17 protein-coding genes and 1 tRNA gene are annotated in these 26,894 nt (G+C 55.0%); 9 read left to right on the top strand and 9 right to left on the bottom strand.

The genetic code is table 11. The features are described 5' to 3' along the window. The first annotated feature begins 66 nt into the window (after window positions 1-66). Window positions 67-1,275, top strand: coding sequence for a DUF559 domain-containing protein (locus IPN28_12840; protein QQS57120.1), 1,209 nt, complete (start codon window positions 67-69; stop codon window positions 1,273-1,275). A 27-nt stretch (window positions 1,276-1,302) separates the two neighbouring features. Here IPN28_12840 and IPN28_12835 read toward each other — a convergent pair whose 3' ends face one another. The 5 genes from IPN28_12835 to IPN28_12815 form a co-directional block, all read right to left on the bottom strand. Continuing rightward, complete coding sequence (locus IPN28_12835) at window positions 1,303-1,935, bottom strand: outer membrane beta-barrel protein (protein QQS57119.1); 633 nt, start codon at window positions 1,933-1,935, stop codon at window positions 1,303-1,305. A 95-nt stretch (window positions 1,936-2,030) separates the two neighbouring features. After that, a complete protein-coding gene (locus tag IPN28_12830; GenBank protein ID QQS57118.1) occupies window positions 2,031-2,291 on the bottom strand; it encodes a hypothetical protein in 261 nt (86 codons plus the stop codon). 230 nt (window positions 2,292-2,521) lie between these two features. Continuing rightward, a complete protein-coding gene (locus tag IPN28_12825; protein ID QQS57117.1) occupies window positions 2,522-5,029 on the bottom strand; it encodes a hypothetical protein in 2,508 nt (835 codons plus the stop codon). Continuing rightward, window positions 5,026-12,759 (bottom strand): DUF11 domain-containing protein, encoded by a 7,734-nt coding sequence (locus tag IPN28_12820; GenBank protein ID QQS57116.1) that lies wholly within the window; start codon window positions 12,757-12,759, stop codon window positions 5,026-5,028. Before IPN28_12820 ends, IPN28_12825 begins: the two co-directional genes overlap by 4 nt. A 221-nt stretch (window positions 12,760-12,980) precedes the next feature. After that, window positions 12,981-13,922: a DUF808 domain-containing protein gene (locus IPN28_12815; protein ID QQS57115.1), complete on the bottom strand. Its 942-nt coding sequence runs from the start codon at window positions 13,920-13,922 to the stop codon at window positions 12,981-12,983. A gap of 153 nt (window positions 13,923-14,075) precedes the next feature. Between IPN28_12815 and IPN28_12810 the strand changes: the two genes are divergently transcribed. Next, a complete protein-coding gene (locus IPN28_12810; GenBank protein ID QQS57114.1) occupies window positions 14,076-15,407 on the top strand; it encodes a type I secretion C-terminal target domain-containing protein in 1,332 nt (443 codons plus the stop codon). A 2-nt stretch (window positions 15,408-15,409) separates the two neighbouring features. Here IPN28_12810 and IPN28_12805 read toward each other — a convergent pair whose 3' ends face one another. From IPN28_12805 to IPN28_12795, 3 genes are all read right to left on the bottom strand, one after another. After that, on the bottom strand, window positions 15,410-15,682 hold the full coding sequence (locus IPN28_12805; GenBank protein QQS57113.1) for a hypothetical protein: 273 nt from the start codon (window positions 15,680-15,682) through the stop codon (window positions 15,410-15,412). Between the two features lie 96 nt (window positions 15,683-15,778). Then, entirely contained in the window at window positions 15,779-17,668 is a 1,890-nt protein-coding gene (locus IPN28_12800; protein QQS57112.1) for a methyltransferase domain-containing protein, read from the bottom strand. Between the two features lie 116 nt (window positions 17,669-17,784). Further along, window positions 17,785-18,387, bottom strand: a complete 603-nt coding sequence (locus IPN28_12795; protein ID QQS57111.1) for a nitroreductase family protein — start codon at window positions 18,385-18,387, stop codon at window positions 17,785-17,787. A 161-nt stretch (window positions 18,388-18,548) separates the two neighbouring features. Here IPN28_12795 and IPN28_12790 point away from each other — a divergent pair. Further along, window positions 18,549-18,624: transfer RNA gene (locus IPN28_12790), tRNA-Glu, on the top strand. Between the two features lie 362 nt (window positions 18,625-18,986). Next, window positions 18,987-19,136, top strand: a complete 150-nt coding sequence (locus IPN28_12785; protein QQS57110.1) for a hypothetical protein — start codon at window positions 18,987-18,989, stop codon at window positions 19,134-19,136. Here IPN28_12785 and IPN28_12780 read toward each other — a convergent pair. Further along, window positions 19,133-19,948: a hypothetical protein gene (locus IPN28_12780; protein ID QQS57109.1), complete on the bottom strand. Its 816-nt coding sequence runs from the start codon at window positions 19,946-19,948 to the stop codon at window positions 19,133-19,135. The two genes, IPN28_12785 and IPN28_12780, sit on opposite strands and share 4 nt — an antisense overlap. A 423-nt stretch (window positions 19,949-20,371) precedes the next feature. On the opposite strand from IPN28_12780, the gene IPN28_12775 reads away from it, so the two are divergent. The 5 genes from IPN28_12775 to IPN28_12755 all read left to right on the top strand — a co-directional run bounded on the left by IPN28_12775 (window position 20,372) and on the right by IPN28_12755 (window position 26,893). Then, window positions 20,372-21,367 carry an IS1595 family transposase gene (locus tag IPN28_12775; protein ID QQS57108.1) on the top strand — a complete coding sequence of 332 codons (996 nt, stop codon included), beginning with the start codon at window positions 20,372-20,374 and terminating at the stop codon, window positions 21,365-21,367. Between the two features lie 347 nt (window positions 21,368-21,714). Continuing rightward, window positions 21,715-23,034 carry a UDP-glucose/GDP-mannose dehydrogenase family protein gene (locus tag IPN28_12770; protein ID QQS57107.1) on the top strand — a complete coding sequence of 440 codons (1,320 nt, stop codon included), beginning with the start codon at window positions 21,715-21,717 and terminating at the stop codon, window positions 23,032-23,034. A gap of 34 nt (window positions 23,035-23,068) precedes the next feature. Then, entirely contained in the window at window positions 23,069-24,598 is a 1,530-nt protein-coding gene (locus IPN28_12765; GenBank protein QQS57106.1) for a glycosyltransferase family 2 protein, read from the top strand. A gap of 98 nt (window positions 24,599-24,696) precedes the next feature. Then, a complete protein-coding gene (locus IPN28_12760; protein ID QQS57105.1) occupies window positions 24,697-26,199 on the top strand; it encodes a phosphomannomutase/phosphoglucomutase in 1,503 nt (500 codons plus the stop codon). A gap of 31 nt (window positions 26,200-26,230) precedes the next feature. Continuing rightward, window positions 26,231-26,893, top strand: coding sequence for an alginate O-acetyltransferase AlgF (locus tag IPN28_12755; protein ID QQS57104.1), 663 nt, complete (start codon window positions 26,231-26,233; stop codon window positions 26,891-26,893). Window position 26,894: the final 1 nt, after the last annotated feature.

Genomic DNA, 26,894 nt, shown 5'->3' with positions numbered 1-26,894 from the left:
AATCCCGGTCGTCACAAGCGGATCGAAAAATCGTTTGCGGCGCTGAAGCGATTTTTTCCGGTGTGGATGACAACAAACCAATCGGCGGGGAAAATCCTGCCTTTTCAGCCGGGCTTATTCGATCTGGTGGTCATCGATGAGGCGGGGCAGTGCGATATCCCTTCCGTTCTCCCACTTCTTTACCGGGCAAAACAGGCCGTCATCATCGGCGATCCCCATCAATTCAAACATATCACGTCCTTGAGAAGCGATCTTGAGCATCAAATAGCCGAGAAAGCCGGGGTCGGGAGTATTTATGATGATTGGTCTTTTACAAGGCGCTCTGCTTTTGACCGCGGTTTTGCATCGGCTTCATCCACTTCGTTCCTTATACAGCATTATCGCTGCCATCCAGACATTATAGAATTTTCAAATCGCAATTTTTATCAGGGAAAATTGGTTCCGCAAGTGCGGTCGATGCAGTTTCAGAATCGACTCCCTATCAAGGAAAGCGGCCTCATCTGGCACAATACGCCCGGGAGGTCGATCCGGGTACAAAAGGGAGCCTGGAATCCCGCTGAAATCGAGAGGGCGGCTTCAATGTTCGAACTATGGTCCCGTCAGGGGCTTTTCTCTCAAGAGGGACTGACTTACGGTGTCGTGACCCCTTTCAGCCGACAGGCATTGGAGATGCGTAAGGCGCTCTCAAAAGCTAACTGGTTTTCATCGGTTGAAGGCCGGTTCACGAACGGCACTGTGCACAGCTTTCAGGGCAGCGAGTGCGACGTCTTGATCTATTCTCCTGTGGTGTGCGGCGGGATGGAGACGTACCTTGTGAATTTTGCAGCGTCGCAAAGCGATCTGATTAATGTCACAGTCACCCGTGCAAGGAATTTACTTTATATCGTCGGCGATCTTCATGCGTGCCAATCGGTCCCAAAGGATACGCCGCTGTATAAGCTGGCCGACTATGCCGAGCAGTTGCGTCAGAAGTATCATGATCCTCTAAATGCGGCCGAAAACGCTATGGCGGCTATACTTGACGATCAGGGATTCAGTTATGTTTCCCAATATCCCCTCGGACAATACCGTCTTGATTTCATGATCAACGCGTCTTCGGGGGAGCGTTATGATGTTGAAGTCGATGGAGATGTTCATCTCGGAGCGGACGCTGTCGATCACGATAGCCGACGCGACGCCTATGTGTTGGGTCAGGGATTCAAGGTTTTGAGATTTTCCGCCCGGGATGTCCTCCATAAGCCCGAGGCGGTTAAAGAGCGCCTTATGCGTGTTTAGGGTATTATAAAGGGGCTGTTTTAACGGCTAAAACTTCCCGACCACGTTGAAAAACACGCCGCTGCTGTCGTAATCCAGATCGGTCAGATCGTCGGAGAAATCGGTAAAGTTATAACCCACTCCGGCCTTGATATTCTGGTTGAAATGCTTGTACGCCCCCAGAAGAACTCCGGCTTTTGAATCCTCGGCCTCCATAACGTCGAGGTAGCGGACTTCCCCGGTCATCTCCCAGCTTTTCAGCACCTCATAATCCATGCGTCCGATCAGGAGCAGAGCCTGACTGTCGAAAAACTCCGGATCCTCTACCGTATTGTCGCGGATTTCACCGAAGCGGTAGCCCACTTTGCCGCCTACGGCCAGTTTCGGCGTCACATCGTAAATCGCATCGGCGGAGAAAACATGGCTGCGCTGCTCGTAATCGTTGGCCTCGCCTGTGCGCGAACCGTCCAGTTGGTCGGGGCTGGCGAGGTCGCTCAGATATTCGTAGCGGATGAGGGCGTTCAGGCGGTCGTTCTCAACCGGGCGGTAGGCATAGCCGAGGCCGAATTCTATGTAATCCGCATCCAGAGAGCTATTGAGACCAGAATCGCTGATCGCCACATCCAGATCGCCCAGAACCCGCCAGTCTTCGGAGGTCTGATAGGAGAGCGTGTTGCTCATGAGCCAGGAATTACGGTCGCCCTCAAGCTCGTTTTCATCGCGCCTGAATTCAATCGTGCCGGAATATTTGGTTTTCTGCGCGCTGTAACCGCTGGTCAGGAGAGCGCCAGACGGTCCGTATCGCCGGATTCCGGATCGGCGATGATGCCGTTCTCAAAGCGCCCGCCCCATGTCCATTTGTCGCTGGCCGCCAGATCAAGCCCGAAGGAGTGGATCAGGCCGGAGGAATCGTCATCGAAAGTCTGATAGCGCTGTTCGCCGAAGGTGGAAATGCTGTCCGAATACCGGGACCGTCCGCCGAGGGTCAGGCTGGAGCTTTTCCCGCGGGTGCCGATATCCGTGCGGTCCGGGTCCATTTCATAGTTCGCATAGTAACTTGTTCGGTCGGATTTCAGATATTCCGCGCCGATCAGCGCCCCGGCGCCCTTATTGCCGCCCGTCAGTTCCCCGTTAAAACTCAGGCGGTCGTTGAGGTCATAGCGCCCGCCGATCCCGGCGCGGTGATTATTATCGCGGTCTTCGGTCCGATGCAGCGTTCCTTGAACCAGACCATAGACATCATAGCGTTCCTTCTCACCCGCCGCGTTCAGGGGACGTAATGATATTTCAGCGCCAGGTCGGTGCGCGCCCCTTCTTCGGAGAGAATATCGCTGTTCTCGCCATATTCGGAGGAGCTGCGGTCGTCATGCCGCAGGGCGACGGCGACGTTTCTCTCAGGGTTAAGCTGGTAACTGCCGCTGACTTCCCCGGAAGTGAGATCGCCCGTTTCCTCGCCGGATTTAAAATCGATCTTGCTGCCGACCGAGAGTTTGTCGTTCACCGGAATATTGGCGGAAAATCCGTGCTGGATGATTTGTTCGTCCGTGAGCTGCCCGGGAGCGGAAAACCCGTCCTGACGGCGCAAGGTATAGGCATTAAGCGTTCCCTGCCGCCCCTTGATGAGTTCGGAGAGATCAACGGCCATCTCGGCGCGGTAGGCGTTGGCGTCGATATCCACGCCCGCCGTTTGGTCGATGGCATCGAAGTTAAATCCGCCATTGGTGGAGGAGAGGGCACCGTTGCCTGCGCCTTTTGAACGGGCCTGTTCGAGTTTCAGGTAGGTTCCGGGCGCATAGCGCAGCGTGGCATCGAACCCGCTGAGCGTTTGATCCAGACCCGAGCCCTGCTGGTCGTAAATACTCGCACCCAGACGGATATGGTTGTTGAACCAGTGGCTGGCCCGCCCGCCCTTGGTCAGGTTATTAATCTCCGTCACGCTCGGGCTGTGTTCATATCCGGCGACGAGATAGGCTGGGTTGCCCGACAGCGGGCCGGTGCTGACGATGCTGTCCCCTGAGGTCGTTGAAGACAAAGGCTCACGAAGCAAAATGCGCCCCTGCGTATAGTTGATTTCGTAATCCTGCCCGTAGACCAGATATTGGGATTTTAAAATGATGCCGGAATCGCGGTCCCGTATTTCTATCCTCAGCCGTTCGGAGCCGATGACCACATCCTGCCCGCGCAGATAATAGAGCGATCCGCCCGTGCCGCGGAATTCCTCAAGAGAGGCCACTGTGCCGGGGTCCGCGCCAAAGGCGTTGATTTCCGTCCTGCGCTCGCCGAGCCGTGTCGTTTCCGTACTTAGATATTGTGCGTTGGCGCCATAAAGCGTCCGGCTGTAATTCAGGAGGTCGGTCCCGGTCGTCCGCGTCTGGAAGTTCCCCCACATGATATGGCTGTCGTCCTTCTCGGCCTTGATATAGAACTTGCCTTGCGTTGGTGCGTCTTCCAGCGTGGTCGAGTCGTCGCCATAGACCTGATAGTATTTCTTCGGATCAATTCTTTTCAGAAGATAGCGCGGATCCTTGTTCGTGAAGTTGGAGAACAAATCCTCAATCGGCTGTTCCTTCGTATCGGCACTGGCTGTGACCTGCCAGTCTTTCTTGATTTTTCCCTTGGTGTAAAAGGCCAATCGTCCATCGACAAAGACATCGCTGTTGTAGCGCTTGGTGTCTTTTCCGGTCACCAACTTGGCCGGACCGTCCACATTGTTTTTGCCGAACGTCAGATCGGCAAGGGCGATATAGAACCAGTCCTGATCGGGGATCAGGACCGGGCGGATGATTTCTCTCCGTGAACCGTCGGGGGAGGCGGTCTGGATGGCGATGTCATGTACGCCCTCGGGCAGAATCTGGCGGGTGGCGAATTGACCTTCCGCATCCACGGGGATATCCAGGCCAAGAGCGTTGACCTTAGAGCCGGGAGCAAGGTTAGTTCCGTTGATCGTCACGATCCCGCCGGAGACAGGAATGTTGCTGAGCGAGAGGTTATTTTCCCCGTACCCCACAAGCTTTTCCCGATCGTCCGACTCTTGCGCCTCGGCGGGCCTTTGCTCATCGACCAGCTTTAAAAGCTGCGGTTTGGTTTCATCGAAACGGCCCTTTGTGTCATAAACACGCAGGACGTATTGCAGTTGATTTTCCTTCGATCCTGTCGGTGAATGCCAGACGCCATCTTGCGCCAGCAGACCATCCATCGGCACAATCGCCAGCGGTTTGGATTGGAGCGACGCGCCTTCCTTGAAAATCCGCACCTCCGCCCTGTTGATGAAAGAGATGTAATTTGAATAAGGGGTAAAGGTAACGGCTTCGCCGCGCACGATGGCCTGAGGCACAGCGGTCACGTTCAAAGCCTGATTTTTTTCAAAGACTTCGTAGCGCAACTGGATATCGGCTTGCTCCAGCGCCATATCCTTGCAGCGTATAACATCCGCGCTGTTCAGGGCATCTAAACCGCTCAAGGGCGCACCATCGATGGAAATCCTGAACGGCGTGTCCACCGCATGGGCGCCGTCCTTCGCGTTCAGACAGGATTGCGCTTGTGCGTGTCCGTGAGGCGGACGCTCGACTGTTTCGTCCCTGCGTTCGGTATTCGGTGGGGCTTCAGGGAGCAGGGCAGGCGTTGAAACATGAGAGTCCATCGACTGCTTGCCGATGCTGGCCGGAGGCTGACAAAAGCCTTCGCCTTCGCAGTGGTCCTGCGCTGAGGTTTTTGAGGCGAAGGCGGTGCTGCCAAGGGCGAGAGCGGCTGTGCTAAGGAGAAGAAGCTTTTTCATTGTGCGCCCGCCTTATTATTTTCTTTAGAGGAGGGGAGAATAAGCTCTTCCTCGATCATGATTTCATGGCAGCAGTCTTTTCCTTTCCACTCCTGACGCAGAATTTTGATGACGTTTTTAAGGCGCTTGTGGGCCAGTTTTTCATTGCTGATTTCCGCCTTATAGGAAAACCGCACAACCGACGGGCCGGATTTAAGCTGCTCAGGAAGCAGGACAAGCTGGCTCTTCCATTCCGGCCTGAGTTCGATTTCGCCGGAGATGAAGGCCTCATCCGTCATATCGATCCGCACAACGCGGTGGATGGCGGCGCCGAAATTGAGCTTGGCCATTTTCCCGCGGGTCATCCGCACCATGCCGGGGTTTTCCGTGGTCAGGCGGTATCCGGTCGGCAGGGTCCGCACATCCACCTTCATGATGAAATTGCTGCCGCGCTCCTCATCGGGGATATCGCCGCAGGCGACGTGATAGCGCCCATGCTCATCGGTCGTGACCAGAACGCCGTTGACCGTGGCCAGACGCACGTTGGGAATGCCCTTCTCGCCCTCATCCTGATAGCCGTTGCGGTTGGTATCATCGAATACCTTGCCGATCAGGTCCGAGCAATCGAAGACGGGGTCGGGGATGATCCGCACCGTTGCGGTGGCGAGGTTCGTCACAGCCGTCGCACCGTTAAACGCCTGAACACGGTTCGTATACTCTCCCGGCTGGACGCCGGAACCGACAATCAGGATCATCTTGTATTTCCTGGTCTGGTTTGCGGCGAGGTCTTGATTGAGCCACGTCACGGCGCGGCCGCTGACGGTGGGTTGAAGTTTGACCCCATCCAGGCTGCCGCTGCCCTCAACGAATTTGAACCCGGCGGGGATCGTATCGCGGACATCAAGGCCCGTGAAGGGATTGGCGGTCGTGTTCCGCAGCGTGATCGTATAGGGCACGAACTGCCCGATATTCGTATTCACGATCGGCGTGGTCTTGCTGATGACGATATCGCCCGCGTTAATCGGATCGAGAGGAATATGGTTGTTCACCACGTCGCCGGAGACGGCGGGGTTGATGACAAAGGAGAAGTAGTGCTGTGTCGTCGCCTGATCCACCGGGGCGAAAGCACCCGTGCTGGCCGGACAGGCGCCGCCGCTCTGCACAGCATCCCCGGTATCGGGCGGGTTAGGGCTGTCATGGACTTCGGCGGGGTCGGGCGCGGCATCCACGGTTAAAGGCCCGGTACAGACGGGGATAAGTGTCGAGGGGACGGGGGTGAATCCGGCGGGATAGGTCGTGACCGCAAGCGTGTAGGTTCCCGCAGGCGCTCCGGGGGTCAGCAGGAACTGATAAAAACCATTCGCGCCTGTCGTTACGGCTTGAGCGGGCGCACCGCCGACCAGATCGGTTGCCGGATTAAATCCGCCGGGGCCGGTGATCGTGACTACTGCGCCTTGCACTGGGGTGCGTGTGACGGCGTTATAAACAATCCCCGCCGGATCAAGCGGCAGGGACTGCTCGATGATATTATCTCCGGCCAGAATGGTCAGATCCGTGAGCGTTCCGGTGACGGTGGTCGTATCCGCGCCGGCCGGGTTTCCGGCGTTCGTTCCCCCGTTGGCCGTCGAGCCTCCGGTATCCCGGGTATTGGCCACGGGCGCAATGCCCTGTTCATTCGTCACTGCATTGCCAAAGACGATACCGGAATTCGGCTCCTTGAAGCGGATTTCATAACCGGAGCCGGGGGATACGGTGGTCAGTGTATAGGTTCCGTCCGCAGCGGTGGTCGTGCTGTCGATCACTGTACCGCCCAGCACCAGTTCGACAATCCAGCCTTCGATCAAGTCTTCCCCGCCGTCAATCTGACGGTCGTGGTCGTCATCGCGCCAGACCGTCCCGGACACGGTCGCAGCACTGGCGATGCCGACTGTATCGGTTGCCGTGTTGTTGCCGTTAAAGCCTGCGGGTTCGCCGCCGCCGGAAATCACCGCCTGATTGGTCAGGAGTTGGCCGGAGGCGCCGGAAGCCACCTGAGCGCGGAGGGACACAGCGTTTCCGTTCGAGGCCGCAGCGATCACGCTGGTCGTCGTGCAGGTGAAGCTCGAGCCGCCTACCGTGCCGGAGCAGGTCCATCCGGTCCCGCTGGGGACGGAAGCCAGAGTCAGCCCCGCCGGAAGTGTATCGCTGAGCGTGATCGTGCCGCTGGTCGGGGCTGCGCCGATATTGCTCGGTGTGATCGTGAAGATTCCCGTAGACGATCCGGCGGCGAAGCTCGATGGGCTGTGCGTCTTGACGATGGTCAGATCGGGGGAAGCCGAAGGGATTTCAGGGAACAGGTTGGCCGCCGAAAGCGTGTTCGCGCCTGTGAGGTCAAGATTCAATATCTGGCTGGTTGTGGCGGTCGGGTTGCTGGCCGCGCCGCCCGTGGTTCCGGCGGTCGTCGTGCCGTTGGTCGTTCCGGCGGGCTGGGTGGCCTGCGAAAGCGTATAGGTTCCCTCAGCCAAACCGGTGAAACTGAAAGTTCCATCCGAAAGCGTGACCGTACTGGATGAAACAGGCGCACCGTTGATATCCGTTCCCGTCAGATTAACCGTCACGCCTGAAAGGCCGTAATCCACCCCGTCCTCGGCGGCGTCATTATCGTAATCTAGGAAGGCCAGGCCCGTGATAGAGCGCCCGTTAGGGATTTCAGCGAAGTTATTGTCGTTCGCCGCCGTGTTGGGGGGCAGGATGATCGTGTTGATAACGCTGGGGACCACGCCGACCGCTGTGGCCGTTCCTGCTGTGCCGCCGTTATCGACTGTGCCGGGGGTGGTGATGCCGTTGCTGGTGCTTGCGGGTTGCGTGGGTTCGCGCACCGAATAGGTTCCGGGATCAAGATTGGTGAAACTGTAATCCCCATTGGCATCGGTCGTGGCCGTAGCGATCACCGTATTCCCGCTGTCGAGAAGCTGGATGCTTACGCCGGAGATGCCGGTATCGGCTCCGTTCTGGGCGCCGTTATTGTTGACGTCTCTAAAAACGCGTCCCGAAATGGAAGACCGCACCACTTCAGCGAAATCGTTGCCCGTCGAGCCGGATATTTCCCCGCCGCCGCCATCGCCGTTCAGGACGATGCCGATAATCTGGCTGGTGGTTGCCGTCGGGTTGGACGCCGTTCCCGCCGTGCCCGTGCTGCCGTTGGTCGGGAGTATGGCTCCGGCGGTGGTGATGCCGTTCACGGTCCCGGTCGGTTGCGTCGGTTCGCACACGGAATAGGTTCCCGCGGCCAGACCCGTGAAGATATAGCTGCCCGTTGCAGAGGTCGAGGTGCTGGAGATCAAAGCCCCCGAACAGTTCGCACCGGAGCGGAGTTGCACCGTCACGCCGTTGATCGGATCGTCCGTACCGGACTCGTAAGTGCCGTTCGGGGTCACGTTGTGATCCTTGAATACGCGTCCGGCGATATAGCCCAGCGTCGTGACGGTCAGTTCCGCATTGGCCGGAGCGGGGTTGTTGCCAAGGTTGGTCTGCAAGGCTCCAGCGGGGATATTGTTCGTATGAACGCCGACGGTCGTGGCCGTGACATCGACGCTGATACTGCAGCCGCCGATGGGAATAGATGCCCCATTGGCGTAGCTGATGCTTCCGGCGCCCGCTACGGCGGTCACGGCGCCCGGACAGGTGGTCGAGACATTCGGCGTTGCCGCGACAACGACCGCGCCGGGCGAGGTGGGCAGCGTATCGGTAAAGATCGCCGTCAGCGTCAAGGCTACGTCGTTATCGTTGACAAAATCAATCGTCATTGTGGACGTTCCGCCGGAGGGGATAGCCGCCGGGGAGAATTCCTTTCTCACTTCAGGGGGCGAGGAAATCGTGAGTTCCGCGCTCGTCGGCTCATCGTTCGTGACGCCCTCAAGCGTCGAGACAGCGCCCGCCGCGATCGTATTCGTATAGGTACCGGTAATATTGCTCAGGACATTGACGGTGACCGTACAGGAGCCGCTGGCCGGGATTATCGCGCCGGTGAGGGACAGAACAGCTGTCGAAGCTTGCGCCGTGACGGTCCCGCCCGCGCAGGTGGTCGAAGCCGCAGGTGTTTGGGCGATGACCAGACCCGAAGGCAGATTGTCCGTGAGCGAGGCTTGCGTTAAAGGGGCGGTATTCGGATTCGTCAGGGAAATCACCAGAGGCGCCGTGGCTCCGGCGGAGCGGCTGGTCGATCCGGTCGTAAAGCCCGAGGGGTTGCCGGCATCTAGCGTAAATCCGCCGATGGCCTTATGGATGGAGAGCGGCTGTTTCACCCGCAGGATGTCGCTGGCGGGTTGCGAGTTTTGTGCGGAGATTCCGCCGATCGTTCCGGTGACGCCGCCGATTGGAATGGTATTGGTGTGGTCGCCTGCGACACTTGAGGTCACGTCGATCTCGGCGTAACAGGTCTGCGCCGTACTGCCCGAAGCCGCCGGGAGGCTGGCGCCGCTGACGATAATTTGCGAAGTGGTGGGCGTGCTGATGCTCGCCCCGGTGCAGGTCGTCGTCGGGTTGGCCCCGGAGGGGACCGTCACGCCGGCAGGAAGATTATCGGTGACGGAAATACTCACCGCAGGTTGGGAGGTCGGGTTGTAGACCGTAATCCGCAGGCGCGAACGTTCGCCGGGTTGAATCACGTTCGGCGTGAATTTCTTCGTAATGCCAAGATTGCCCTGCGTCGTCAGGCTCGTAGTGGCCGCGCCGCTGTTGGACAGCGCCTGATCGGTCGTCACGCTGCCGATGGGAATGAAGTTCGTAATCCCTCCCACAACGACCGAGGTCACGTTCAGCGTGACCGTACAGGCTCCGCTTGCCGATAGAGATGCTCCCGACAAGGAAAACGACGTTCCATCGGGCGTCGCGCTGACTGTTCCTCCGGGGCAGGTGGTCGAGGCGCTCGGCGTCGCCGCGATCCGCATCCCGTTTGCCGAGGCACCCGATGTTCCGTCTGTCGTGAAATAGTCGGTAAAGGACAAGTCGGTGACCGCCGTGGTCCCGTTCGTAAGCGTGACCGTCAGAACACTGGTCTGTCCCGGGAAGGTGAGTGTGCTGGGGGCAGTAGCCTTTGCGACGGTGATTCCGGTCGGTGCGTTGAAATTCAACGTCCCCGTGACGGGCGTCTGATTGGCCGCGCCGCCATCGGCCAGAATGTTTCCGGCGGGAATAGTATTGACCCAATTCGCGGAGCCCGTGGCCACCACGTCAAAAAGCACATCGCAGGTTCCGCTGCCCGCGATTTCTGCGCCCGTCATCGTGATCGAGGAATCCCCGCTGCTGCCCGTAAAGGACGTCGCCCCGGCGCAGGTGGTTTGCGCGTTCACCGGATTGGCCAGAGTCATACCTGCGGGCAGGGGGTCGGTGAGGCTAAGCCCGGTAATCGGGATCGCCCCCGAATTGCTGAGCCGCACCGTAACCGTCGATTGCCCGCCGGAGGAAATGCTGGTGGGCAGGAAGCTTTTCGTCGCGGACAGAGAGGAAGTGAAAGTGATGCTGCGCGTATTCGAGTTAACGGGGCCGACCGGATCGGTCGTTCCGTCCCCGTAAGTTTGGGTTCCCGCCGCCACCGCCGTATTGTCGTAAACCCCCGCCGGACCGGTGACATCGACTTGCAGGGTGCATGTGCCCGATGATCCTGTCCCGTTGCTGGCCCGCGCCGGAATCGTCGCGCCGTTCATGGTGATGGAGGTTGTTCCCGCAACAGCCGTAATCGTCGGGCTGCCGCTGCAGGTGGTGGAGGCGTTGGGAGGACTGGCAATTCGCAGTTGCCCCGTTCCGATATTGGCCGCAGGCAGGCTGTCGCTGACCGAAGCGGCAGTGATCGTATTGGCCGAGATATTCGTCAGGGTGATCGTCATCGTCGAAACGGAGTTTTCGGATAGCGGCCCTGCGGGAGAAAAAACCTTACTGGCGGTCAGGGTATTGGCGTTGACGGATGAGGAGGTTGAATTCGAAGCCGAGCCGTTACACGTCGCGCCCGCGTTGTAGCAAACGTCTCCGGCCCCCAGGATGTTATTCACGGCGGCTCCGTTCGCCGCGCCGCTGTCCGTCATTGCCCAGAAGGTGATCACACAGCTTCCGGGCACGAAGGAGGACGTGCGGGCGGGCAGGGTGCCGATGGTCAGCGAAACCGAACTGGCGCCGACGGCTGTGGGGACGGTCAAACCTGAACACCCTGTGCCTGAGAGGCTGGGCGTGAAGGTCAGCCCGTTGATCGTTCCGGTCAGGAAAGTCTGGCCGTTCGTTAAGGTGTCAATCGTCTCAATATTATTGATGGCGGCAGCCGACCAGTTCTGGACGGTGACCTGATAGCGCACCGGGTTGCCGGGGGCGGGATTGGACGGTGTGACCGATTTTAAGATCCGCAACTCGTCCGAAACCAGTATTGAGGCGGATGTGGATTGCGAGACGATTCCGGCTGTCACTGTTCCAACGGCGCCTTCGGCAATCGTATTGGTAAAGGAGATCGGGACGTTGGGCGTTTGCGCCGTCGCCGTGAAATTAACGGTCAGCGTACAGCTTTGTCCGGCGGCAACCGTGGTATCGGCGGTTTGTGTGACGCCCAGATCGTTAGCGGTTCGTGCAAAAGTTCCCGGCGTTCCGCCGCCGGTGCAACTCATGGAGGGGATGCCGTTGACCTTCAGCCCGTAAGTCAGATTACCGACCCCGTCAATCGGGCTGTCGGTAAAGGAATTGATTACCAGCGCAGAATCACCGCTGTTTGTGAAGGTAATATCCAGATCGTCGCTTTGCCCGCTGGCAATCGCGAGGTTATCAAAGGATTTTGTTACGGCCAGCGGAGAGCGCGTGCGGACCTGTGCACTGGCATCCAGCGGCTGAATGCCCAGATCGTTGCTGAAATCCGTTCCGCCGTCGATCAGATTGGTTTGAAAGGCGGTCTGATAATCCCCGTCCGTATGACGGGCCTCGACCTGAACGGTGATCGTACAGCTTCCCGCCGCGACAATCGTTCCGCCCGTGGCCGTGATCGACCCGTCTCCGGCGGAAGGCGTGAAAGCCGGAGGCGTTCCCCCGCCCGTGCAGGTTGATGTTGCGCCGGGTGTTGCGGCGACCTGTATATAGGAAAGCCCCGCACCCGGAAGCGGGAAATTGTCCGTGATATCGAAGTTGGGAAGGTCGATCGATGCAGGGTTGCTGATGGTAATCGTCAGTGTTGTCGCCGCTCCGCCCAAAACAAGCGTCGAGCTGGCGAATGATTTTGTGACCACCGGCCTTGAAATCGCCAACACGTTGATGCTCTGGTTGACCGCGCCGCTGTTGGAAACCGCGCCGCCATCGTTTCCGGTGACGGCGCCGCTGGCGATCTGGTAATTATAGGTCTGGGCCGTTCCATCGGACGTTCCGGCGGTGACGGGAATGATGATGGTACAGGTTCCGTCCGTGCTGCTCCCCGCATCCCGTGCGGGAATGATCCCGTCATCCAGTGTAATGGTCTGTGTTCCGATGACTGTCGTCAGGGTTCCCGATCCCGGATTCGTCGCCGGGATCGACGGATCGGTACACGTATATGTGGCCGCTCCCGATATTTTCAATCCGTCCGGCAACGTCCCCGGCAGAAGATTGGAAAAATCGACATTATTGATCGGCGCGGTCGTATTGCTGTTCGAAAGGGTGATTTCAAGCTGCGTGGTTTCGCCGGGGTTAATCGAGGTCGGCTGCCCGCTCGACAGCGTAACCGAAGCACCGAGGCCCGCATGAGCCGCGGAGGAAAAATAGAGCGACAAAAAAGCGCAGAAGAACAGGAGTGACGCTTTATTTGTGATTAATCCTATGCGCATGAGATTTAAGAAACTTGCAGTATTTTAGTTATATTTTATTGCTCACTTTTTATTTAACATGGGCGAAACGAGAATCTGCACGAACCCGGACGATGGGAACATTTATCCCCATTTTATATTAGAAAATCATTACCCACACTTTTGTGCAGCATGGAATAGAATAAAGATTATTCGGCTGTAGGCGCTTTTTCAGGCCAGTATTTTTTCGTGCGCTCGACGATCTGGACGACGAAGAAGCCGATGACGATCCCGAAGATCAGGCTCAATGACGCTTCGAGTCCCCACGCGGCCAGACCCTCCAGATGCAGGCCGTGGACCAGATGCTGCATTTCATGGTGAAGTACGGGGATGGCGTGGATAATGATGCCGCCGCCGACCCAGAGCATCGCGGCGGTGCCGATATAGCTGAGCGCGACGAGCAGGGCGGGCATTCCCTTGATCATGGCGCGACCGACTTTCTGCATGGCCTTGTGGTATTGATCCTGCGCCAGATGGAGGCCGATATCGTCCATCTTCACGATGAAGCCGACGAAGCCGTAAACACCGCCCGTGATGGCCAGGGCCACGAACAGAAGCACCCCAAATTGGATCAGGAATGGCTCTGCCGCAACGACCGCGTAGGCGATGGCCATGATTTCCGCAGACAGAATGAAGTCGGTGCGGATGGCTCCGGTGGTGCGGATTTTTTCCAGCTCTTCGGGGGTGATGATTTCGATTTCCTCGTCCTGATGATGTTCCTCCCCGTGAAGCCAGACATGGACGATATGGTGCAGTTTTTCATAGCCTTCGAAGCACAGGAAGGCGCCGCCGAACGCCAGAAGGGGTGCAACCGCCCACGGCGCGAAGGTGCCAAGCACCAGCATGGCGGGCAGGAGAACCACAAGTTTGTTTTTGAGAGAACCCTTGGCGATGTTCCAGATGATCGGAAGCTCGCGGGAGGGGCTGAGGCCTACAACATATTTCGGCGTGACGGCGGCATCGTCGATGACGACTCCGGCGGCCTTCGAACTGGCCTTCGCGGCCTGAAGCGCGACATCGTCGATCGTGGCGGCGGTGACCTTGACGATCGCGGCGATGTCGTCGAGGAGGGCCAGTAAACCTGAACTCATGAGCTTTCCCTTGTTGCGTGGCTGATATCCTATTTCACTAGGGGCGGAACGGCAAGGCGCGTGGCCGTGTTTTGACCTCGGTCAAGGCAAAATAAAATGGGGTGGCGTAGGAATCCTTCCATTCACAAAAACATATTCAAAGGAGTTTTCGTTATGACCCGTCCGAGCTTTTCCTACAACAACCTGACCGGGGAGATTTTGATCCAGGCTTATGATCCGGCCGTTTCCGGTCGCCTGATCCGCGAGCTTTCCTATAACACCGCTACGGATACGCTGCTCCACTATTTCTGGAACGATCCGTCCTATGATTATCAGAATGTTGTCGTTCTGGGGCCGGAGGATAATGAACTTCGTACGTCCGACGACAACGACTTTATCGATGCCGGAGGGGGCAATGACAATATTTATGCCGTTGACGGGCATAATGTGATTTACGGGCGCGAGGGGGATGACGACCTGTCCGGTGCCGAAGGGCCGGACGTCATTTTCGGCAATGAAGGAAACGATTCGATTACTGGCGGCAGCGGCGATGACTGGCTGTTCCCGGGGCCATCGGATAATAGCTATCCCTACGGATTTGGTATCAGGGGCGGCCCCGGTGACGACGTCCTGTGCGGGGGGGCAGGGAATGACGGTCTGATCGGTGGGCACGGCGACGACATTATTTACGATAATTATGGCGACAACCTTGGTTGGGGCGATAGCGGCGACGATCTTTTCATCTTCGGCGACGGCAACGACAGAGTCATCGGCAATGCCGGGAACGACACCATCTATGCGGGGAACGGCAATAACTCCCTGCACAGCGGCTCGGGCAATGATGTCCTGAATAGCGGTGATGGCGATGACCGTTCCTATGGAGGGTCCGGTGACGATGAACTCCATGGCGGGGGCGGCGCCGACTATCTTGAAGGCGAAGACGGCAACGATACGCTCTATGGCGGCGCGGGCAGCGACGAACTGAAGGGCGGCTTTGGCGCGGACATCCTGATTGCCGATGACCGGGGCGGCGGCGACCCGTCCCACCGCGACAAACTGCATGGGGGCGAGGATAAAGACCTTCTCATCGGCGGTAGTGGCCGCGACCTGCTGTACGGGGACGGCGGCGATGATATCCTGGCCGGGTCGTCCTACGGGCAGAACATCATGTTCGGGGGAGAGGGCGCTGATACTTTCGCCTTTTACGGTTCCTATGACGTCAAGGCGCACCGGATCGAGGATTTCAACGTGCAGGAGGACGTCATCAACATCAGCGACGTTCTGGACGGTTACGACGCCCTGACCAGCGATATCAACGACTTCGTTCGTCTGTTTTACAGGGACGATACGCGCACGGATATCAAGTTTCGTGCCGACGGGTCGGGAGAGTATTGGTCGCCGCTGGCCGTTCTGGCGGGCGATCATGCGGGGCTGACCGTGGACGGGCTGCTGGCCTCCGGGCATCTGGTGGCGGATCAGCCGATCCTCAACACCGACTGGGTCTAACCTCAGCCGGAAAGATCGTAAGCGGAGGGAGCCTCGCCGGATGGCGGGGCTTCTTCGAACTTGAGGTTTCTGACATCAGTGGCAGTCATTCCGGCCAGATGCTGAAGTCTTGAATTTCCGGCGCCTGCGTCCGCCGTTTCCGTCTTTGCGGTTGGCGCTTCGCCCTCCGTCGAGGGGAGGCCTTCGCCAATACGCTGCGTTTGCAGAGCCATATAATCGCCGAGCTTCATATCCGCGATCCTGCCCAATCGGCTTTTCGGTTTGTCTTCGTCCATTTTTCTCTATCTTTGACTTTTTGTTGATTATGTATAATAACTGATTTTCTCATTTCAAGAAATGAAATTCAACCACGAACTTTCAAGAGCAGTCATTCAGGGTTTTTTGGCCCAGAACTGATACATTTTGCGGAACATCGCGGGATATTGCCGTTCCAGCTTGTCCCAGTTTTCCAGATTTGTCCGCTGGGGATCCTGAGGAAAATTCCGGTCATAGATTTGCATCATGTTGCCCCCGAGGTCGCTGAAGCTCAGAAATTCAAGCTTCACGCTGTCCAGCATCTGCGAAAGCTGGGGTATTGTCAGGCGGTGCTCCATGACATGAAAGAGAAGATCGCGGCACTCGGAAGTGAAATAATAGTCATGTGAGTAGATGATCGATTCATAGTCGTTCTTTTTTAGAAGCCTGTGCATATCGGCGCGAAACTTGCGAATGGACTGCGCGTCGTGGCCGTAGTTTTTTTCCTTAATTATCTTTTGCGCCGCTACGAAGCCTTGGCGGGCGATTTCGCTGTAGAAGGCCAGATGCATGATGCCGCCGGGTTTTAGGAGGCTGACCAGTATGCCGAGTCCCGTTTCGGGTTCTTTCAGGTGGTGGAGAACACCGCAGGAGACGATGATGTCGTATTCGCGTTTAAGAACCGACCCGAGAAGAAGGATATCCGCCTGACGAAACGTCACGTTCGACAGGTTGTTTTCGTTCGCGATACGCCGGGCGTAGGACAGGCTGGTGAGGCTCAGGTCAATCGCCAGAATATCCGCCTTCGGGAAAAGCTTCGCATAGACAAGCGCTTCCTTCCCCGTTCCCGATCCCGCGATCAGAATCTTCAACTCATCCGTTTCCTTGAATTGATTGAGAGCCTCGGGCTTTTTGACATTCAGCAAGATGCGCCAGCGGGGGTAGGGGAATTCCTCGTATTGCTTCTGAACCTCGCTGGAGGTTCCGGCCTGTATATCCGTGATCGGGGGGATGGACTTCCTGAGATCCTGCTCCGTCAGGGGCTGGCGCAGGACATAAAGGGTAAAGTTTTTGAGTTCGGGCCGTTGTTCAGAGGCTTGCAGAAAATCCTGCGCCCGCGGATGTTTGTGCAAGGGCCGGTAACAGCCCAGAAGACACAGTGCATATAACGCTTCCGACAGGTTCGGGCCGGATTCCACCTTTGCCTGCAAATCGTTCAACCATGCATTTTCTTCTTCCCCGCAGTGAAAAATAAACTCCGTGTAAAAGCAGTAGGTTGCCAGAGCCGCGACAAAGGAGAGGTATTTCAATCCGAATCTTTTTGCGCTGTTTGATGAATAATCTTTCAGAAGCAGGTGGCGCAAATGCGTCAAAAACCGCTCAAAAGCAAGATCACTAAACCCCATATTCTCGAGGCCAAGCGTAAAGAAGCGGTCGTTCAGAGGGGCTAGGTCTTTAAGTTTTCCCATGGCCTTTTCGAAGGTCTTAAAGTCTTCCTGTTTGGCGATGTTGACGAGCGGGGCGTGGAGGGGATCCAGGCGGTATAGGCTCATCCAGGCATTTTGAAGGCGCTCACTGTCCTGATCGCCGTTTTCCATGCATAAAGATATCAGTTGTTTTATATCCGGGCTGAAGGCCATAAATTTCATATTGCTGATCAGGCTTATGAACTCCGCCTTGTGTGCGCCCTTGGCTGGGGCCGCCTTTATGGCCATGGCGCAGTATTCTATCGCCCGGGGGATGTTGCCCTGCTGGCGCATGATCCGCATTCCGGTGGCGTAGGATTCATCGTAGGCCGGATCAATCATGACAGCGGAGTGCAGGTGTTGCAGGGCTTCTTCGGCTTTGCCCTGCATAAATCTCAGAACCCCGAGATTATGATAGGCATCCGCGGAAGGGTGGCAGTTAATAGACGCAAGCAGGTTTTTTTCTGCGTTTACGAAATCCTGTTTCTTTATGCATGACACCGCTTCCTGATAGTAAGCTTTTGATTCCTCACTCTTCTTGTCAGCCTTGTGCAGACCCATTATCCGTGCTCCGAAAATCATATATCAGGGAGGCGATTTTATCTCCGGCGCAGCGGATTTTCCATGGATTATTCGGTTTCTTATAAAGAAAAACCGGAGTATTTTTTCATAATATTCTAAAATTTATTTTCAATGACCATCTCCTTGCGCTCGATAAAACCCGGCTTGGGCCAGGCGGGCTTGGTGGCCTTGCCGATGGCCAGCATCATGCCGATCACATGGTCCTGCGGCAGGTTGATGAGCTGGGCGACCTTATCGGCATCAAAGCCGATCATCGGGCATGAGTCATAGCCCATGGCCTTGGCGGCCAGCATCATGGTCTGGGCGATGAAACCGACAGAGCGCATGGCTTCGTCCCGCTGCAGCTGTTCCTTGCCCTCATAAAAAGGCTTCATCCACGGGACGAGGACGTCCTGCACGGTCTGCGGGGCGTTACGCCAGTAACGCTGCGGGTTTTTCTCCCACGCCTTGACATCGGCTGTAATGACAAACAGAAGCGAGGCCTCGGTGACCTGCGCCTGATCGGCGGCGGCGGCACGGATTTGTTTTCTCAGGTCTGGGTTGCTCACCTTGACCAGCCGCCAGTGCTGGATATTGAAGGAGGAGGGCGCCTGCATGGCGAGGTCGAGAAGCTTGTCTTCTTCTTCCTGCGTAAGCCGGTGGGCGAGATCGTAATGTTTGAGGGAACGGCGTTCGCGGATGGCCTGAAACGTGTCCATGGGGTTTTCCTTACCGGCGTATAGTGTTTTCCTGTCTGTCTATTCTGCCGTCGTGCGCGAACGGTTACAAGGGCAGGCCCAAAAAGCTTTTACCCTGAAAAGAAAGGCTTGATTTCGGGGGGGCAGACCGATTATAAAGCATTTCCAAACTTTCCTAGTGCGTCCCCTTCGTCTAGAGGCCTAGGACACCTCCCTTTCACGGAGGCGACACGGGTTCGAATCCCGTAGGGGACGCCAGTCTTGATGATCGTTAAAGTTGGTGAAAGCAAAAAATTCTATACTTTTTGCAGAGGTCTTTTCAGACAGAAAATGTAACAGATTTTGTTTTCTGATTTGAAGCCAAGCTGTCTGTTTTTGCATTCTGTCCTGCTTGTGATACCAACCTTAACCGTTTTGGATCAGTCAGCAAACTAGCCGAAAACCAGAAAATATTCTTCATCCAGACGGAATAGGAACATCGCATCTCTGAGTCTGCCCAGAGACTGTACTTATATCAGATTTTTTATTAGGAATATTATCCCAATGTTATATTTCCCGTACCCAGTCTGATTTTTCACTAAGCCCTTGAAAATGCTTGACCGTTCAAGTAAGCTGGTGGGATGAAAGATAAAGAGAAAAATCCAGCCGCTGTCGCTTTGGGTAGATTAGGTGGCCTGAAAGGTGGAAAGGCTCGTGCAAAAAGCCTTACACCAGAACAGCGTAAGGCCATTGCAAAAAAAGCCGCAGAATCCCGTTGGAATAAAGACTAAGCAATATCGCTAAAGTCGTCATCTTCGGCTGGTTCCGCCAAAATTTCTTTATCAACTTCCAGCTTTTTTATAAGCCGATCTATCTCTTTAGGTCCGATTTTTCCACTTACTATAATACGATAAGTGGCGTTTTGTGACAAAATACCATCTTGTAATACACGTTCGCCAGCCATTAAAGTCTTTCCTTTGCTTGAGGGCGGAGGCGAAAGTGGCGGTTTTTCATCACTATCCGATTGATTTGTTTTAGTTTTATTCCCATCTTCGCTTTCGCCATTGTTTTCATCAATAGGCACTACTTTATCAGAAAACGCGAGTCCTGAAAAGGCAATAGTGTCGTCATAAACTTTTATAAACTGGCGAGCAGACTTTTCGTTGTATTTGTAGTCAATAACTAATTGGTCTAGGCATACAGCCTCATGCGGACGATCTGTGCCCCATAAAGCCCAGAATTTGGCTATTTCTTTGGGGGAAAGAGCAGCCTTCTTTAATATTTTTTTCTTTATTTCATCCTGTTGCGCCCGCAAATAGTTACGCCCATCTTCTGTAATAACAGCTTTACGATCTTTTCCGGCACCCTCATAATCGACCAAACCAAAGTATTTAAGGGCAGCAATTGTTTGACCAGCTTGACTACTGTTTTCTTTCATATCCCAAGCAAGACCAACTTTTCCGATGGGGGTTGGATGGCGACCAAATTTACTTTCTAATTGCCCCAATCGTTCAATCGCGGCTTTTAGAGAAATAAATGGAAAAGCAGGGCTTCGATCCCGCGTAGCAAGACCACTTACTTCTTGTTGAGCATCTTCTGACATGATTTGTCTCCTTATACATAGACGAATAGCACAACAAAGAAAGTTGAGTCAATAAGAAAATCGTTTTTATTGATTTTTTATCAAAATTCTTATTGACCTTATGCCAATAGGTTGTTTAAACTGCTTTGAAGGAGTTGAAACCATGACCAGAAGAGCAATAGGCCTCACGCGCATAATCGCCCGCGTAGGGGCCGGTAACAAAAAGGCCTGAAAGCTACCCCTTCGACGGAAAAGCTTTCAGGCCTTGGTGATTTGGCGATCTTCCTTACGGGATCACTGAAGCCGGAGCTTTCGCTTCGGCTTCTTTACTTATACCCCCCTAGTACTAAAAATTCAATGATTTTCCAGATTCACATAACCCTTGTGAGATATTGCTTGACCGCTCAAGCATAATAGGCTACATTACTGGGATAGGAGATAGCCATGTCTGTATTGAACCAAGCACACTTCCATGATGAAAAAGCAGCTTACGCTTTTGTTGAAGCCAGACTTTGGGCCGATGGTCGGATATGCCCTCACTGTGGGACAGTAGATCGCTCTGGTGCTTTAAACAGCAAATCAGACAGCAAGAACAAAGTTCGCATTGGTGTTTACAAATGCTATGAGTGCCGCAAACCCTTCACAGTAAAAGTCGGCACAATCTTTGAATCCAGCCACATCAAGCTACACGTCTGGTTACAGGCCATGTTCCTGATTTCATCAAGCAAGAAAGGTGTAAGTGCTAATCAGCTTCATCGTACACTCGGCATTACCCTGAAGTCTGCTTGGTTTTTGTCACACCGTATCCGTGAGGCAATGCGCGATGGTGCTTTTGATTTGCTTGGTGGTGAAGGTAAAATTGTAGAGGCTGATGAAACTTATTACGGCAACAAATCAGGTCCAGCCCCTACTCACAATGCTTGGGGAACCCCATACCCCGCAGGCAAAGGGGGCGCAAAACGCGCACATAAATGCGCTATTGTGTCTCTCGTAGAGCGTGGAGGCAAAATCCGATCTTTCCATGTTGATCGTGCTGATAAGGCTACAGTGGCCCGTATCGTTGTTGAAAATGTTGCAAAAGAAAGCCACCTTCATACAGACGAAAGCTTGCTATACAAGGGCGCAGAAGCACACGTTGCCGAACACCACAGTGTGCGCCATGCCAATAAAGAATATGTGCGTGGCAATGTGCACAATAACAGTGTCGAAGGCTCTTTCGGGATTTTCAAACGCGGCATGAAGGGTGTTTATCAACACTGTGATGAAAAGCACCTTCACCGCTATCTTTCAGAGTTTGATTTTCGCTATAACAATCGGACTGCGTTGGGCTATAATGATGAAGACCGTACAGCTACCCTGCTGCGCGGGGTTGTCGGTAAACGCCTGACATATGAAAGAATTGGTAAAGCGAAAGATGCCAGAGAAAAAGCCACCGCGTAAAAAGCCAAAACAAAAACTATCCCAAAAAGAGAAGTTTATTGCCTATGCACGAGAAGTCGAAGCAGATGAATCGGGCGAGAGGTTCGAGAAAGCTTTTAAAAGCATTGTGAAAAAGAAACCCTAATTTTTTTGCTTTTTGGGTACGGGAAATATAATATTGGGAATATTATCCTATTCATAAGCCGCTTTATTTACATATTGCTACAAGCCGCGGTTTTCCTGTATTTTGGCGAGCCGAGTTGTTGCGTTGCAAAATTTTAAGGGTTTTTCCCGTTTTATTTAGTTGTAAATTATCCAGATTTTATATATGAGCTAGGCTGTTTTTTTAATGTTGAGGATACTGAGTTATGAAAATAAGTGTATTTGGACTGGGGTATGTTGGGGCTGTGGCCAGCGCGTGTCTGGCGGAGTCGGGGTTTGACGTTATTGCGATTGACACTGACCCTGTGAAGGTCAAGTGTCTGGCCGAGGGCCGCTCACCGATTATCGAGCCGGGCCTTCCCGAAATGATTAAAGCGAATAAAGTGAATGGCCGTTTGAAGGCGACTCTGGATGTACGCGAAGCCGTTTTGAACAGCGATATCTCGCTGATCTGCGTCGGGACGCCGAGCAATGCCGACGGTTCCCTGAAGCTCGATTATGTCGAAGCGGTGTGCGCCCAGATTGGCGCTGTTATCAAGGACAAGCCGGGTTACCACTCTGTCGTTCTGCGTTCGACCGTCGTTCCGGGTACCGCCCGTAACATCGCTATTCCTGCGCTTGAGAAAGCTTCGGGCAAAAAAGCCGGCGTGGATTTCGGTTTCGGGAACAACCCTGAATTCCTGCGGGAAAGCACCGCGATTTACGATTACTTCAATCCTCCGAAGGTCGTTATTGGCTCTTTGGATAAAAAGACCGCCGATGCGATGGTTGAAATCTATAAGGATATCAAGGCCGATCAGGCGATCTGCACCGTTGAAGTGGCCGAAGGCGTCAAGTACGCCGACAATGCCTGGCACGCCATGAAGGTCGGGTTCGCCAACGAACTTGGCAATATCATGAAGGAAATGGGCGTGGACAGCCACAAGGTCATGGATATTTTCTTCCTCGATACCAAGCTGAATATCTCCAAAGCCTATCTGAAGCCCGGATTTGCCTTCGGTGGCTCGTGCCTGCCCAAGGACGTCCGTGCCATCCGTGCCTGCGGAAAGGCGAAGGGCGTTCAGACGCATATCTTCGATGCGCTTCTAGAAGCCAATGACGAGCAGGTCCGCCGCGCCGTCAAGCTGATCAAGGAAACGGGCAAGAAAAAGATCGGCATGATGGGCCTGAGCTTTAAAGCCGGAACCGACGATCTGCGCGAAAGCCCCTTGGTTACGCTGGCCGATCTGTTGCTGAAAGAAGGCTACGAGCTGGTGATTTATGATCCGAGCGTGTTTGAAGCTTCCCAAATGGAAGGGGCGAACCAGAAGTACATCCGCGAGGGAATCCCCCAGATTTCCAAGTGTCTGGTGGAAACCGCCGGAGAATTTCTGCCGAGAGCCGAGGTCATCGTGATCGGCAACCACGGCGAAGATTACGGACAAATCATCGCGAAGACTTCCGCGCAGACCCCGATCATCGATCTGGTCCGCCTGAAAAACAATCCGGTGGAAGACCGTGCGTCCTACACCGGAATATGCTGGTAAGACCACGGAAACAGCATATACAGACTGTAAGACTATGAGAACGGAACCGCAGCATGGACGGCGTATTTTGGGAATCGAAGGATTGCCCGGGTTTACGATATACACCGTCCTGTTGCTGATTCTGGTTTCGTTTCTGCCGAAATACGCGCTCGATCCCGTCTCGAACCAGTTCATTCTGGTCGTGGGCGGGCTTGCCGCGTGGCGATACACTTGGGGGCTTATTCATTTTCTCCGGTCCCTGTGGTACCGCCATATCACCTTCCCCGGCTTGCGGGCTAAGGCCGAGCGGGGTGGGGAGGGGCTGATGCCCTCTTATATCTATCTGCTTGTGACCAGTTTCCGTATTGAGGCGCAGACTTCGGTTAAAGTCTTTACGGCGGCGGTGCAGGAAGCGATTGATTGCGGACTGCCGACCACGCTTGTGGCCTCTATCGTCGAGCTTGGCGATGAATTCATGGTCAAACAGATTTACGCCAGCCTCAATCCTCCCGATCATGTCAGGCTGATGATCGTGCGGATTCCCGGAACGGGCAAGCGCGATGGTTTGGCGCAGGGGTTCCGGGCGATTTCCCGCGATCTGCCGCCACCGGGGGCGGTCGTGGCTGTTATTGACGGTGACTCCATCCTGGAGGAAGGGCTGGTCCGCAAATGTGTGCCGTTCTTTAAAATGATGCCCAATCTCGGCGCCCTGACGACCGATGAGCTGTGCGAGGTCAAGGGTAGCAAGGTCATCCGCGAGTGGCATCATCTGCGGTTCGCGCAGCGTCAGGTGCTGATGTGCTCCGTTGCCTTGTCGAAAAAAGTTCTTACCCTTACAGGCCGGATGTCCATGTTCCGGGCCGAGATTATCACCAACCCCAGTTTTATCGACGATGTCCAGAACGACTCGATCAATCACTGGCGGCTGGGTCGGTTCAAGTTTCTGACCGGGGACGATAAGTCGAGCTGGTACTGGGTCTTGCGTCATGGTTACGATATGCTTTATGTGCCCGATACGGTTGTCATGACGGTCGAGCATCCGCCTTCGCCTTACTTCTTCAAAGCCACGACGCAGCTTATGTTCCGCTGGTTCGGCAATATGCTCCGCACCAACGGGCGGGCGATGGCCCTTGGACCCATGCGGATCGGGTTTTTTACGTGGTGGTGTATTGTCGATCAGCGGATTTCGATGTGGACCTCGCTGGCCGGTCCTGTTTTCGCCGCCATGCTGGTTATCAAGCACTCCGTGGTCTTTTTCCCGATTTATGTGGCGTGGATCGGCATTACGCGCTGGGTGATGACCTTGATGCTCATGACCTCCCGCCCTGTGCTGAGCTGGTATTACCCGTTCCTGATTTATTACAATCAGGTGTGGGGATCGGTGATCAAAACCTACGTCTTTTTCAGGCTGGACAAGCAATCCTGGACGCGTCAGAAAACCAAGCTTATGCGGGCGGGAATGACGCCGTTCCAGCAGAAATTCGTCAATATGACGTCGAATTACCTTTATGTCGTGGCGATGACGGTTTTCGTGGCGCTGGTTGGATTTTTCTCCGGGGTTATGGATATTCCTAAGTTGCACTAAAGATTGGGTTTTTTATTATTTTTTGCAAATTATTTGTTTTTATGTAAAAAGATTGGTTTTTCAGTGTCCACTTACAATAAGGTCAGATCGAGGCAAGCATGAGCGATAAGAAAATCAAGACCAACACCGAGGCTTTCGAGCGCGATATCTTTGTCATGCCCAGCGGTTTCCGCGAGTATGATGCCCGCTGGCTCTATCCCGACCAGATCAATCTGCGCGGCATCCAGCTTCTGGGCATGGGGATCGGCACGATCATGCAGGAGGAGGGGATCACCCCGCCGAAGATCGCCGTTGGTCACGATTACCGCTCGTATAGCGCCAGCATCAAGCAGGCTTTGATTATCGGCCTGATGGCCAGTGGCTGCGAGGTCAAGGATATCGGCCTTGCGCTGTCGCCCGTTGCCTATTTCGCGCAATTCGATCAGGATTGCCCCGCCGTGGCGATGGTTACGGCCAGCCATAATGAGAACGGCTGGACGGGGGTCAAGATGGGCATCCAGCGACCGCTGACCTTCGGGCCGGAGTTGATGTCGCGTTTGAAGGATATGGTTCTGTCCGAAAAGGTGAAGTCCAAAGCGGGCGGCACGTATGAGTATATCGACGGCATGAAGGACCGTTATATCTCTGATGTCACCAAGGGCGTCAAACTGTCCCGAAAGCTGAAAGTGGTCGTTGCCTGTGGCAATGGCACGGCGGGTGTTTATGCTCCGCAAGCCTTGAGAGCCATCGGCTGCGACGTTGTCGAAATGGATTGCGAACTGGATTACACGTTCCCGCGCTACAACCCGAACCCTGAAGACCTTGAGATGCTTCACGCGCTGAGCGACCGGGTGAAGGAAACGGGTGCGGATATCGGTTTCGGCTTTGACGGGGACGGCGACCGCTGCGGCGTTGTTGACAATACCGGCGAGGAGATTTTTGCGGATAAAATCGGCGTTCTTCTGGCCCGTGATCTGGCGACCGTTCACAAGAACCCGACCTTCGTCGTGGATGTTAAATCTACGGGGCTTTACCACACCGATCCTGTCCTCAAACAACTAAACGTCAAGACGGATTACTGGAAGACCGGACATTCCTATATCAAACGCCGGGTCAGCGAATTGCAGGCTCTGGCCGGGTTCGAGAAGAGCGGTCATTTCTTCTTCAACTCCCCTATCGGGCGCGGTTATGACGACGGCATCCTGACCGCCGTGGCGGTTTGCCAGATGATGGAACGGGCCAAGGGCAAGACGCTTGCGGATTTGCGCGAGAGCCTTCCCAAGACGTGGAGTTCGCCGACCATGTCGCCGTACTGCCCGGATGAGACAAAATATCAGGTTGTGGACAGCGTGATCGCGCACTATCAGTCTCTTTTCAGCAAAGGCCAAACCCTTCTGGGCCAGAAAATCCATAGCGTTGTGACCGTTAACGGCATCCGCGTAACACTGGAAGACGGGACGTGGGGGCTGGTTCGTGCTTCCTCCAACAAGCCTACACTGGTTGTGGTGGTGGAAAGCCCGGTTTCGGAAAAATTAATGCACGCGATGTTCGAAGAGATTGACGCCACGCTTCGTAAATATCCTGAGGTCGGCGAATACGACCAAAAGCTTAAGGCGGCTTAGGACTTTAAAATTTTAGATGAGGACCAAAAACATGAAACATACTTTTGCCAATAAACTGACTTTTGCCATGTTAATCATGGCTTTAGCGATTATTTCGGGCGCAGGCGCCTTTGCGGCGTCCGAGGATGAGGGGCTTTATGATCCCGTTCCGCCGGAAAATTCGGCCTATGTGCGCTTTATCCATGCCCAACCGGAAGAGTCCGAACTGCCCCCCAAGGTGAACGGCAAGGAACGTGACGGCGTCAAATTCGGCGGCGTGAAGCCTTATTCCGTCATTGCGCCTGGTAAAATCGCCGTCGAGATGGGTTCTTTCAAGACCGAGTTCGATGCCGAAGCCAAGGGCCGCTATACCGTGATCCTGCAGAACAAAGCTCTGCGGGTGGAGAAAGACCCGATGGCGACCAACGAACTGAAAGCGCATATCGTCGTCTATAACCTGACGGACCTTGACGATATCGCGATCAAGACCGCCGATGGCAAGATCAACGTCGTCGGACCGATCAAGGCCGGGCAGATGATGAATATCGAAGTCAATCCGATCAAGGTTTCCTTGAAAGTCTTTTCGGGTGACAAGGAATTCGCCTCTTTGAACGAGTGGCCGCTTGAGCGCAAGGAGAACTACATCATTGCGGTGGTGAAGGGCGATGTCGGCGGAATCGGCACCTATGACCGCGCACGCATCTCGGAAGAGTAAG

The organism is Alphaproteobacteria bacterium, from assembly GCA_016699735.1.
Lineage (GTDB): Bacteria > Pseudomonadota > Alphaproteobacteria > Micavibrionales > Micavibrionaceae > JAGNKE01.
This window is presented reverse-complemented; position numbering and strand designations above follow the sequence as displayed.

Excerpts from the sequence above, each read along its gene's own strand:
- IPN28_12840 (QQS57120.1), top strand. The coding sequence starts at position 67 with ATGACAACAAACCAATCGGCGGGGAAAATCCTGCCTTTTCAGCCGGGC.
- IPN28_12835 (QQS57119.1), bottom strand. The coding sequence starts at position 1,935 with ATGAGCAACACGCTCTCCTATCAGACCTCCGAAGACTGGCGGGTTCTG.
- IPN28_12830 (QQS57118.1), bottom strand. The coding sequence starts at position 2,291 with ATGGACCCGGACCGCACGGATATCGGCACCCGCGGGAAAAGCTCCAGC.
- IPN28_12825 (QQS57117.1), bottom strand. The coding sequence starts at position 5,029 with ATGAAAAAGCTTCTTCTCCTTAGCACAGCCGCTCTCGCCCTTGGCAGC.
- IPN28_12815 (QQS57115.1), bottom strand. The coding sequence starts at position 13,922 with ATGAGTTCAGGTTTACTGGCCCTCCTCGACGACATCGCCGCGATCGTC.
- IPN28_12810 (QQS57114.1), top strand. The coding sequence starts at position 14,076 with ATGACCCGTCCGAGCTTTTCCTACAACAACCTGACCGGGGAGATTTTG.
- IPN28_12805 (QQS57113.1), bottom strand. The coding sequence starts at position 15,682 with ATGGACGAAGACAAACCGAAAAGCCGATTGGGCAGGATCGCGGATATG.
- IPN28_12800 (QQS57112.1), bottom strand. The coding sequence starts at position 17,668 with ATGGGTCTGCACAAGGCTGACAAGAAGAGTGAGGAATCAAAAGCTTAC.
- IPN28_12795 (QQS57111.1), bottom strand. The coding sequence starts at position 18,387 with ATGGACACGTTTCAGGCCATCCGCGAACGCCGTTCCCTCAAACATTAC.
- IPN28_12785 (QQS57110.1), top strand. The coding sequence starts at position 18,987 with ATGAAAGATAAAGAGAAAAATCCAGCCGCTGTCGCTTTGGGTAGATTA.
- IPN28_12780 (QQS57109.1), bottom strand. The coding sequence starts at position 19,948 with ATGTCAGAAGATGCTCAACAAGAAGTAAGTGGTCTTGCTACGCGGGAT.
- IPN28_12775 (QQS57108.1), top strand. The coding sequence starts at position 20,372 with ATGTCTGTATTGAACCAAGCACACTTCCATGATGAAAAAGCAGCTTAC.
- IPN28_12770 (QQS57107.1), top strand. The coding sequence starts at position 21,715 with ATGAAAATAAGTGTATTTGGACTGGGGTATGTTGGGGCTGTGGCCAGC.
- IPN28_12765 (QQS57106.1), top strand. The coding sequence starts at position 23,069 with ATGAGAACGGAACCGCAGCATGGACGGCGTATTTTGGGAATCGAAGGA.
- IPN28_12760 (QQS57105.1), top strand. The coding sequence starts at position 24,697 with ATGAGCGATAAGAAAATCAAGACCAACACCGAGGCTTTCGAGCGCGAT.
- IPN28_12755 (QQS57104.1), top strand. The coding sequence starts at position 26,231 with ATGAAACATACTTTTGCCAATAAACTGACTTTTGCCATGTTAATCATG.